Source organism: Amycolatopsis rhizosphaerae, from assembly GCF_007713715.1.
Taxonomy (GTDB): Bacteria; Actinomycetota; Actinomycetes; order Mycobacteriales; family Pseudonocardiaceae; genus Amycolatopsis_E; species Amycolatopsis_E rhizosphaerae.
In genome coordinates this window covers 1-10,254 of the sequence record NZ_VJWX01000250.1, presented here as the reverse complement: position 1 = coordinate 10,254, position 10,254 = coordinate 1, and the positions used below count along the sequence as shown (strand labels likewise).

General features: G+C 71.3%; 8 protein-coding genes. 5 read left to right on the top strand and 3 right to left on the bottom strand.

The annotated features are described in order from the left end of the window. Positions 1 to 206 precede the first annotated feature (206 nt). The gene (locus FNH05_RS22640) at positions 207 to 398 is read right to left on the bottom strand and encodes a ferredoxin (protein WP_144590726.1); all 192 of its coding nucleotides are present in this window, start codon (positions 396 to 398) and stop codon (positions 207 to 209) included. Positions 399 to 502: 104 nt separating this feature from the next. Between FNH05_RS22640 and FNH05_RS22635 the strand changes: the two genes are divergently transcribed. The 4 genes from FNH05_RS22635 to FNH05_RS22620 all read left to right on the top strand — a co-directional run bounded on the left by FNH05_RS22635 (position 503) and on the right by FNH05_RS22620 (position 5,590). Then, the gene (locus FNH05_RS22635) at positions 503 to 1,675 is read left to right on the top strand and encodes an acyl-CoA dehydrogenase family protein (RefSeq protein WP_144590725.1); all 1,173 of its coding nucleotides are present in this window, start codon (positions 503 to 505) and stop codon (positions 1,673 to 1,675) included. A gap of 9 nt (positions 1,676 to 1,684) precedes the next feature. Continuing rightward, positions 1,685 to 2,773 (top strand): acyl-CoA dehydrogenase family protein, encoded by a 1,089-nt coding sequence (locus FNH05_RS22630; protein ID WP_144590724.1) that lies wholly within the window; start codon positions 1,685 to 1,687, stop codon positions 2,771 to 2,773. Between the two features lie 71 nt (positions 2,774 to 2,844). Then, positions 2,845 to 4,422: a long-chain-fatty-acid--CoA ligase gene (locus FNH05_RS22625; RefSeq protein ID WP_144590723.1), complete on the top strand. Its 1,578-nt coding sequence runs from the start codon at positions 2,845 to 2,847 to the stop codon at positions 4,420 to 4,422. A gap of 10 nt (positions 4,423 to 4,432) precedes the next feature. Next, on the top strand, positions 4,433 to 5,590 hold the full coding sequence (locus FNH05_RS22620; RefSeq protein WP_144590722.1) for a hypothetical protein: 1,158 nt from the start codon (positions 4,433 to 4,435) through the stop codon (positions 5,588 to 5,590). Positions 5,591 to 5,621: 31 nt separating this feature from the next. Here FNH05_RS22620 and FNH05_RS22615 read toward each other — a convergent pair whose 3' ends face one another. Continuing rightward, entirely contained in the window at positions 5,622 to 8,333 is a 2,712-nt protein-coding gene (locus FNH05_RS22615; protein ID WP_144590721.1) for a bifunctional acetate--CoA ligase family protein/GNAT family N-acetyltransferase, read from the bottom strand. Positions 8,334 to 8,339: 6 nt separating this feature from the next. Then, the gene (locus tag FNH05_RS22610) at positions 8,340 to 9,512 is read right to left on the bottom strand and encodes an acetoin utilization protein AcuC (RefSeq protein WP_144590720.1); all 1,173 of its coding nucleotides are present in this window, start codon (positions 9,510 to 9,512) and stop codon (positions 8,340 to 8,342) included. Between the two features lie 115 nt (positions 9,513 to 9,627). Here FNH05_RS22610 and FNH05_RS22605 point away from each other — a divergent pair. Beyond that, positions 9,628 to 10,254 (top strand): iron-dependent transcriptional repressor DtxR (locus FNH05_RS22605; RefSeq protein ID WP_186382679.1); only part of this gene is annotated, 627 nt, incomplete at its 3' end.

Sequence of the window (10,254 nt, the reverse complement as noted above, 5' to 3'; positions counted from 1 at the left end):
CTCACCACCGGACCGGCGGTGCGGGCGCCCGGGCCGCCGCGGCGGCCTCCCGGCGCCCGCTCCCGGGCTTCACGTGGCTTGTCGTCGCCGATCGCGTTCGGCACGGCGGCTGTCACGGGCTGCCTCCTCGCAAGCGCGGCGAACCGGCTCCGGCTCGCCTCCCACGGCACAGACTAGAATCTGTTCTCGCGTTCGGCAAGCCTCAGTCATTCGCGCGTGAACAGCGCATTCCTGGGACAAGACGCGACAGCTTGCGTAACACGTTCTACTTCAGCCTGCGACACCTCCTCCTGCTTGATGACGAGGCTCTCGTCGTCATCGAGCTCGAACACGGCGGGCGCGAACCCCACGCACACCTCGTTCGCCTCGCACAGCTCCCGGTCCACACCGACCCGCATGACTTCCTCCCGTCCGGCACACCTGGTAGAACTAGAACCTGTTCTAGACTAGCGTCGCGGCCGGTTCGCTACCAGAACGAGCGGACCTGCGGAGAGGTGACGGCATGCGGATCGACTACACCCCGGAACAGGAGCGCCTGCGCGGCGAACTGCGCTCGTACTTCGCCCGGCTGATGACCCCCGAACGCCGCGAGTCCCTCGCCGGGCCGGGCGGCGAATACGGGGATGGCTTGGCCTACAAGGAAATCGTGCGCGAACTCGGCCGCGACGGCTGGCTCGCGCTCGGCTGGCCCACCGAGTACGGCGGGCAGGACCGGCCGATGATCGACCAGCTCATCTTCACCGACGAGGCGGCCGTCGCCGGGGTGCCCGTCCCGTTCCTGACGGTCAACACCATCGGCCCGACCATCATGCGGTTCGGCACGCCGGAACAGAAGGCGTTCTATCTGCCCCGCATCGCCGCCGGCGAACTGCACTTCTCGATCGGCTATTCCGAGCCCGAGGCAGGCACCGACCTGGCCTCCCTGCGCACCCGCGCCGTGCGCGACGGCGACGAATACGTCGTCAACGGGCAGAAGATGTGGACGAGCCTGATCGAGTACGCCGACTACGTCTGGCTGGCCGTGCGCACCGACCCCGAAGCCCGCAAGCACAAGGGCCTGAGCATGCTCATCGTGCCCACCTCGGCCCCGGGCTTCTCCTGGACCAAGGTGCACACGGTGGCGGGCCCCGGCACCAGCGCCACCTACTACCAGGACGTGCGCGTCCCCGTCGGCGCCAGGGTGGCGGAGGAGAACGCGGGCTGGCCGCTGATCACCAACCAGCTCAACCACGAGCGCGTCGCGCTGACCTCGTCGGCCCCCGTGCTGGCCGCCCTGCGCGAGGTACGGCGCTGGGCGCAGGAGACCAAACAGCCCGACGGCAGCCGCGTGATCGACGCCGAATGGGTGCGCCTGCACCTCGCCCGCGTGCATGCCCACGGCGAGTACCTCAAGCTGCGCAACTGGCGCATCGCCACTTCCGCCGACGTCGGGCCCGCGGAGGCTTCGGCGACGAAGGTGTTCGGCACCGAACTCGCGGTCGAGGCCTACCGGCTGCTCATGGAGGTCCTCGGCGCGGCCGCGGTCGTCCGCGAAGGCTCCCCCGGAGCCGTGCTGCGCGGCCGGATCGAGCGCGCGCACCGCTCCGCGCTGATCCTCACCTTCGGCGGCGGCACCAACGAAGTCCAGCGCGATCTCATCGCCGCCACCGCCCTCTCCCTTCCCGTAACCCGCTGAGGAGGCACCGTGGACTTTTCGAGCTCGGAGGAGCAACAGGAACTGAGCGGGCTGGCGCGGCGCGTGCTGGGCGACCTCGTTACCCCGGAGGTGCTGGGATCCCACGGCGACGGCGGTTTCTCGTCCGAGGTGTGGGCCGCACTGGTGAAGGCGGGCCTCGTCGACGCCGGGCTGCCCGCCGCGGTGGGCGGCGGCGGGGCCGGGCTGCTCGGGCAGTGTTCGGTGCTGATCGAGATCGGGGCCGCGGTGGCCCCGGTGCCGTATCTGGCCACGGTGACCATGGCGGCCTCGGCGATCGCCGAGTTCGGCACGCCGGAGCAGATCGAACGCTGGGTGGTGCCGGTCGTGCGCGGCCGGAAGGTGCTGGCGGTGACCCTGCCCGAGCCCGGGACGCCACCCGGCTTCACGGCCGAGCGAAGCGCGGAGGGCTGGCGGATCACCGGGGTCCAGACGGCGGTGCTTTCCGGGGCGTTCGCCGACGGGTTCCTGATCATCGCCGACACCGCCGAAGGCGCCGCCGTCTTCCTCACCGAAGGCGGCGAAACCGGCGTCGACGTGCAGGCCCAGCGCACCATCGACCACGCCGACGCGGCACTGGTCACCCTCGCCGACGCGCCGGGTGAGCCACTCGGCGAACCCGGAAGCGGGGTGGCCGAATGGCTCCGGCTGCGCGGCACTACGGGGCTCTGCGCGATGCAGCTCGGCGTGTTGGAAAGCGCGCTGCGGCGCACCGCCGCCTACGCCCGGGAGCGCCGCCAGTTCGACCAGCCGCTGGCCGGGTTCCAGGCGGTACGGCAACGGCTCGCCGACGCCTACATCGACGTCGAAGCGGTGCGGCTGACCCTGTGGCAGGCGGCCTGGCGGCTGTCGGAAGGCCTGCCCGCCGCCGAGGAGGTCGCCACGGCGAAGTACTGGGCCGCCGAAGCCGGGCATCGGGTCGCGCACAGCGCGGTGCACCTGCACGGCGGGGTCGGCATCGACGTCGACCACCCGCTGCACCGCTATTTCGCGGCGGCCAAGAGGATCGAGTTCGCCCTCGGCGGGGCCACCGCTCAGCTGCGCGCCCTGGGCACCCTGCTCGCCACGGAGGCCGCATGAGCGACACTGGCGAAGCCCCCGCTCATGCGGGCCGACCGGGTGCGGGTGTCCCGCAAAACACCGGAGGCCGCATGAGCACGCCGACCGTCACCGAGCTCCTGCTCGCGCGGGCCGGCGACGAGCGTCCCGGCCTGCTCTTCGAAGACGAGCGCCACACCTGGGCCGAGCACGTGCGCCTCAGCGCGGGATTCGCCGCACTGCTGCGCCGGGAGCTGGCCCCGGGCAGGCCGCCGCACGTAGGGATCCTCGCGGACAACCTGCCCGCCGTCTCGTTCCTGCTCGGGGGCTGCGCGCTGTCCGGCTCGGTGCTGGTGGGGCTGAACACCACTCGCCGCGGCGAAGCGCTGGCCCGCGACGTGCGGCTCGCGGACTGCCAGCTCGTGCTGACCGAGCCCCGGTACGCCCCGCTGCTGGACGGGCTCGACCTCGGGGGCGCACGGGTCGCCGCACTGGAGGTGCCCGAGCCCGCGAGGCCGGAACCGGTCCCGGCCTCGCCGGACGACCTGCTGATGCTCATCTTCACCTCGGGCACCAGCGGCGACCCCAAGGCGGTGCGCTGCACGCACGGCAAGATCGCCTTCCCCGGCCGCATGCTGGCCGACCGGTTCGGCCTGTCCACAACGGACACCGTGTACGTGTCGATGCCGATGTTCCACTCCAACGCGATCATGGCGGGCTGGGCGGTGGGCCTGGCCGCGGGTGCGGCACTGGCGCTGCGGCGGCGGTTCTCCGCCTCGGGTTTCCTGCCGGACGTGCGCCGGTTCGGCGTCACCTACGCCAACTACGTCGGCAAACCGCTGTCGTACGTCCTCGCCACCCCCGAACGCCCCGACGACGCCGACAATCCGCTGCGCATCGTCTACGGCAACGAAGGCGCCGAGGCGGACCTGGCGGCCTTCGGGCGCCGGTTCGGCTGCTTCGTGATGGACGCGTTCGGCTCCACCGAAGGCGGGATCGGCCTGACCCGTGCGCCCGGCTCGCCCCCCGGCTCGCTGGGCAGGCTCGGCAACGGCGTCGCGATCCTGCACCCCGAGACCGGCCGCCCCTGCCCGCCCGCCGAATTCGACGCCGACGGCCGGCTCCTCAACGCGGGCGAGGCGGTCGGCGAACTGGTCAACACCACCGGGCCGGGATGGTTCGCCGGGTACTACAAAAACCCCGGCGCCGAGGCCGAACGGATGCGCGACGGCATGTACCACACCGGTGACCTCGCCTACGCCGACGCGGACGGGTACGCCTACTTCGCGGGCCGCCTCGGCGACTGGCTGCGCGTCGACGGCGAGAACCTGGGCACCGCCCCGATCGAACGCATCCTGCTGCGCCATCCCGGTGTCGCCGAGGCCGCGGTGTACGCCGTGGCGGATCCGGTCACCGGCGACCAGGTGATGGCCGCACTCGTCCCCCGGGATCCGGCGAACCCCCCTGACCCCGCCGGATTCGCCGCCTTCCTCGGCGCCCAGCCCGATCTCGGTCCGAAGCAGCTACCCCGCTACGTGCGAATCGTCAACGAACTACCGAAGACGTCCACGTTCAAAATCCTGAAACGGCAGCTGTCCGCGGAGGGATGGCACAGCTCGGACCCGGTCTGGCGGCGGCCTGACCGGGAAGTCTTTTACGAAATGCTTCCCACCGGGGAGCGCCTCGCTTAACGTGGCAGGCATGCGCAGCCGAAGCTCGCTTGCCGTCCTGTTCGCCGTTCTGGCCGCCTTCACCCTGTTCGCGCCGCCCGCACAGGCCGCGCCGACCACGCTGACCGCCGCCGATTTCCGGCTCTCGGAAAGCGCCTACAACCCCGTCATCAGCCGACTCGACGGCCTGCTCACGGTCACCGGCGTGTCCGCCGTGCTCGACAGCGCGAACCGCACCGGCACGGCCTGCAACCCCGGCGCGACCGGCCAGGTCGCCGCGTTCTGCTGGAACTCCGGCGACGACGGCACCACCGACTGGTATCCGCAGGGCATCAGCACCACCGCCGACGCCTACGGGAGCGGGCAGTACGACGGCCGCACCGCGCTGTTCGCTTCCTGGTACTACGCGGGCAGCGGCACGAACAAGGGCGTCCGGGTGTCCTTTGTGGACTATTCGAACACGAGTACCCCGCACTACCGCCACGTGCTCCTCGTCGAGCCCTACACCGACTCGGCGGGACAGCCCGACTTCCGGCCCGTCACCGTGCACGCGGGCGGCATCTTCACCTACGGCTACTTCCTCTACGTCGCCGACACCTCCGGCGGATTCCGCGCCTTCGACCTGCGGCACATCTGGGCGGTCAAAACCGGGGACAGCACCGCGATCGGCCGCCAGTCCGACGGCAGCTACCAGGCCTTCGACTACGCCTACGTGCTGCCGCAGGCGCTCACCTTCACCGACTCCACCACCAACGGCGTCACCCAGCTCCGGTTCTCGGCGGCCTCGCTCGACCGCACCAGCAGCCCGGACAGCGTGATCGTGCCCGAGTACAACGCCGACGGCACCGGCACCCGGGTGGTGCGCTTCCCGATCGACTACACCGACCGGAAGTTCCTCGCGTCCGCCGACGGCTACACCCACGCCACCGAGGCCTACCAGGTGAACATCGCCAGCATGCAGGGCGCCACCGCGATCAACGGCAAGTTCTTCGTCTCGGCCAGCGCGGGCTCGTCCACCCGCGGCTCGCTCTACACCTTCACCGCGAGCAGCGGGCCCGCCAAACACGCGGGCGTGTTCCCGATCGGCAACGAGGACCTGTCCTATCGCGGCCCGCAGAACCAGCTGTGGACCCTGACCGAATACCCGGGCAACCGCTCCGTCGTCGCCATCGATCCCACCGGTTTCTGAACCGGCGGCCCCGCCGCTTGGGAAACGCGTCCTAGTCGGGGGCGTTGATGGCGCGGAGACGCCGCGGCCCGGTGTCCGGCCGGGCCGGTGGCGGCCCCACCACGATCCGCGCGTTGGCCACGAAGGCGCCCTCGGGCGAGGCCATCACCGGGTCCAGGTTCAGCGCGCGGACCTCCGGGTTGTCCTCGGCCAGCGCGGCCACCCGCAGCACCACGTCCTGCAACGCCGCCAGGTCCGCGGGCTCGTCACCGCGATAACCGGTGAGCAGCGGAGCGCTCTTGGGCTCCCGGATCAGCGTGGCCGCATCCACGTCGGTCAGCGGGACCGCCCGGTAGGCCCGGTCGCCGAGCAGCGTGCTGACCAGGCCCGACAGCCCGAAGGACACCAGGCTGCCGAACGACGGGTCGTCCTGCAGGCCCACGAAGCAGGAAATGCCCTTCGGAGCCATCTTCTGCACGTACATTTCGTCCTCGCCGGACACCTCGCGCAGATCGTGGTAGCTGCGGCGCACCTCGTCCTCGGAGGCCAGATCCAGCCGCACCCCCGCCAGATCCGGCCTGCCCCGCAACCGCTCGTCCACCGCCTTCACCGTCACGGGATACCGCAGTTCCCTGGCTGCGGAAACGGCCTCGTCCGCGCTCGAAACCACCCGGAACGGCACCACCTCGATGCCGTAGCAGTGCAGCAGCCGGACGACGTCCTCGTCCTCCAGCACGATGTTCCTGTCCTCGACGTCGTCGACGAGTTCACGGACGATCTCCTGGGCCGCCTCCGTGTGCACCCCGGCCGGGCGCAGCAGGTTCCCCTGCGGCCGCTGCCGCCACGCGGCGTACCGCACCACCTTCGCCAGCGCGTTCACCGCGCGCTCCGGGCTGGGGAAGGACGGGATCGAGCCGCGCCCCGGCGCACCGTCCGTACCCGGGACCGCCAGTTCCGCCGGCACCCCCTCCGCGGCCAGGAAGGTGGACACGATCGGCTTCTGCGTGTCGAGTTCGTGCACCGCCTCCCGCAGCGCGCGGGCGTAGGTGGTGCCCGGGGTGGCCAGCGGCGGCACGAACACCACCACGAGCGCGTCGGTTTCCGGCGAGATCAGGGCTTCCCGCACCGCGGCCGCGAATTCGTCGGGCCCCGCCTGAGGACCCACGTCCACCGGTTCGAAGGCCAGCTTCAGCCCCTGCGCCCGCGCGGTGTCCGCGGCCAGCAGACCGATCGCACTCGAATTGCCCACGATGCCGACCCGCGGCCCCGCGGGCAGCGGCTGGTGGGCGAAGATCAGCGCGGTGTCGAACAGCTGCGCCAGCGTCTCCACCCGCACCACGCCCGCCTGCTCGAACAGCGCCTGCACGCTCGCCTCGTCCACCTCGACCGAGGTCGAAGCCAGCTGCGGCCGCACCGCGTGCCTGCCCGACTTCACCGCCACGATCGGCTTCGTCCGCCCCAGCCGCCGGGCCAGCCGCGCGAACTTGCGCGGGTTGCCGAAGGATTCGAGGTAGAGCAGCACCAGATCGGTGTCCGGGTCGGTTTCCCAGTACTGCAGGAGATCATTGCCGGAGACGTCCGCGCGGTTGCCCGCCGAGACGAAGGTGGACAGGCCGAGGCCGCGCGCCCCCGCGTCGGCGAGGATCGCGGTGCCCAGCGCGCCCGACTGGCAGAAGAACCCGGCGCGGCCACGGGAGGGCAGCTTCGGCGCCAGAGTCGCGTTGAGCCGCACGGACGGGTGGGTGTTGAGCACCCCCAACGCGTTCGGGCCGACCACCCGCATCCCGTGCGCCCGCGCCTCGCCGACCAGCCGCAGCTCGGCGTGCAGCCCGTGCGGTCCCGCCTCGGCGAACCCGGCGGTGACGATCAGCAGCGTCTTGACCCCCTTGGCGAGCGCGCCGTCCAGCACCGACTCGACCTGGTCGGCGGGCACCGCGACCACCGCGAGGTCCACCGGATCGGGAATCTCGAGCACCGATTTGTACGCCCGCACGCCCCGCACCGCCCGGTGTTCGGCGTTGACCGGGTAGATGGTTCCGGTGAAACCCGCCTCCAGCAGGTTCATCAGCACCGCGTGCCCGACCTTCATCGGATCGGTGGAGGCACCGATCACCGCGACCGACTGCGGGTGCAGCAGGTTGTACACGCTGCGGGCTTCGGCGGCCTGCTCACGGGCCCGCGCCACCGCGAGCGACTCCTCCGTGGGGTCGATGTCGAATTCGAGGTGCAGCACGCCCTCTTCGATCGCCCGGCTCACCTGGTACCCGGCGTCCCGGAACACCCGCACCATGGCCGAGTTCTCGGCCAGCACCTCGGCGACGAACCGCCGCAGCCCCGACTCCCGGGCCGCGGCGGCAAGATGTTCGAGCAGGATCGAGCCGAGGCCCCGGCCCTGGTGCGCGTCGTCCACCACGAAGGCGACCTCCGCGGACGGACCGTCCCCGAGGCGTTCGTAGCGTCCGACCGCGACGATGTCGTCGCCCAGCAACGCGACGAACGCGACGCGGTCGTGGTGGTCCACCACCGAGAACCGCTCCAGATCGCGCTGCGGGATCCGGGGGTAGGCGCCGAAGTAGCGCAGGTACCGGGTCCGCTCGGACAGCCTGCCGTGGAAGGCCACCAGGCCGTCGGCGTCGCTCGGCACGATCGGCCGCAGGTGGACGGTGCCGCCGTCGGAAAGCACCACATCCGCTTCCCAGCTGCGCGGGTAGTCGTAGGGGTCGCGCCGGCCCGCGTGGCCCGCCGCACTGTTGCCGATCTTCATCTCCGCCTAGTCTCTCGGGTCGTCCGGGTCCAGGCCGTAGAACGGGAAGACCGCTCGCCGCGCGTCGCGGATGGCGATGTCCACCGCGTCGTCGTCCCCGTCGCCCCACGGCCGGTAGGCGGCGTCCACGCCGTCCGTCATCGACTGCGGCAGCTCCGCCCGCGGCGCCGCCTTCCGCACCATATCGGTCCATTCCGCCGGAACCGCCGTCTCCGGCTTCACATCACGGTCCAGTGCGATGGCGATCAGATGCGTCCAGGAGCGGGGCACCACGCGGATCAGCTGGTACCCGCCGCCGCCCACGGCGAGCCACCGGCCTTCCGCATACCGTTCGGCCAGCTCGCGGAGGGTGGCGTAGATCGCGCGATGCCCGTCCACGGACAGCGAGAGGTCCGCCAGCGGGTCCTCGTCGTGGGAGTCGACCCCGCACTGGGTCACCAGCAGCTGCGGCCGGAACTGCTCGAGCACGGACGGGACCACGGCGTGGAAGGCCCGCAGCCAGCCCGCGTCCCGGGTTCCGGGCGGGAGCGGGATGTTCACGGCCTTGCCCTCGCCCGCCCCGGCACCGGTCTCGGCGGAGTAGCCCGTGCCAGGCCAAAGCGTGAACGGGTGCTGGTGCAGCGAAACGGTCAGCACCCGCGGATCCGAATAGAAGGCCGCCTGCACCCCGTCGCCGTGATGCACGTCGGTGTCGATGTAGGCGATCCGCTCGAAGCCCTGCTCCAGCAGCCAGGAAATGGCGACGGCGCAGTCGTTGTAGACGCAGAAACCGGAGGCGTGGTCGCGCATCGCGTGGTGCAGGCCACCCGCTATGTTCACCGCGCGGCGCGTCCGGCCCTCGGCGATCTCGGCCGCGGCCAGCAGGGTGGAGCCGACGACCAGCGCGGACGCGTCGTGCATGTCGCTGAACACGGGGTTGTCCGCGGTGCCGAGGCCGTGCCCGACGTCCCAGGTGGCCATCGGGGCCTGTTTGACCGCGTCGAGGTATTCATCCGCGTGCACGCGGAGCAACTGGTCGTCCGGCGCCGGGTGCGGCGTCAGGAGCGGCACCCCGTCGAGGACGCCCAGGGCGGACGCGAGCCGGACGGTCAGTTGGAGGCGGACGGGGTTGAAGGGGTGCTCACCGCCGAGGTCGTAACCGAGCAGTGCGGGGTCCCAGACGACGGCGGAACGCTGCATGAGGCCTGATGGTAGTCGGACGGGGGCGCGGGGAGAGGGTCCGAAGGCCTCGATCACCTGGGCTGAGTGTCGGTGTGAACGACTACCATGGATTCCTGCGGACGAAGGGGACATCGTGAACGATCTCATCGACACCACAGAGATGTACTTGAAGACCATCTTCGAGCTCGAAGAGGAAGGTGTCGTACCGCTGCGCGCCCGCATCGCGGAGCGGCTGCAACAGAGCGGCCCCACGGTCAGCCAGACCGTGGCGCGCATGGAACGGGACGGCCTGGTGCGGGTCGCCGACGACCGGCATCTGCAGCTGACCGACCACGGCCGCGCACTCGCCACCGCGGTGATGCGCAAGCACCGCCTGGCGGAGCGCCTCCTGCTCGACGTGATCGGTCTGGAGTGGGAGCAGGTGCACACCGAGGCGTGCCACTGGGAGCACGTGATGAGCGAGGCGGTGGAGCGCAAGCTCGTCACGCTGCTCAACCACCCCACGACCTCGCCCTACGGCAACCCGATCCCCGGTCTCGACCAGCTCGGCAACGGGGGCCTGCCGGCCCCGCCGATGGAGGCGAACCTGATCCGGCTCGACGAGTTCGCCCGCTCCGGCGGCGGTAAGGCCGAGGTCCGGCGCATCGCCGAGCACGTGCAACTGGACGAGAAGCTCATGGTCGAGCTGAAGTCCGCCGGCGTCGTGCCCGGCAGGACGGTGCAGGTGGCCCGGGCCGCCGGGGGCGGCACGGTCGAGGTC

Coding starts and splice junctions, on each gene's coding strand:
- FNH05_RS22610 (WP_144590720.1), bottom strand. CDS start 9,512: ATGCAGCGTTCCGCCGTCGTCTGGGACCCCGCACTGCTCGGTTACGAC.
- FNH05_RS22635 (WP_144590725.1), top strand. CDS start 503: ATGCGGATCGACTACACCCCGGAACAGGAGCGCCTGCGCGGCGAACTG.
- FNH05_RS22620 (WP_144590722.1), top strand. CDS start 4,433: ATGCGCAGCCGAAGCTCGCTTGCCGTCCTGTTCGCCGTTCTGGCCGCC.
- FNH05_RS22615 (WP_144590721.1), bottom strand. CDS start 8,333: ATGAAGATCGGCAACAGTGCGGCGGGCCACGCGGGCCGGCGCGACCCC.
- FNH05_RS22625 (WP_144590723.1), top strand. CDS start 2,845: ATGAGCACGCCGACCGTCACCGAGCTCCTGCTCGCGCGGGCCGGCGAC.
- FNH05_RS22640 (WP_144590726.1), bottom strand. CDS start 398: ATGCGGGTCGGTGTGGACCGGGAGCTGTGCGAGGCGAACGAGGTGTGC.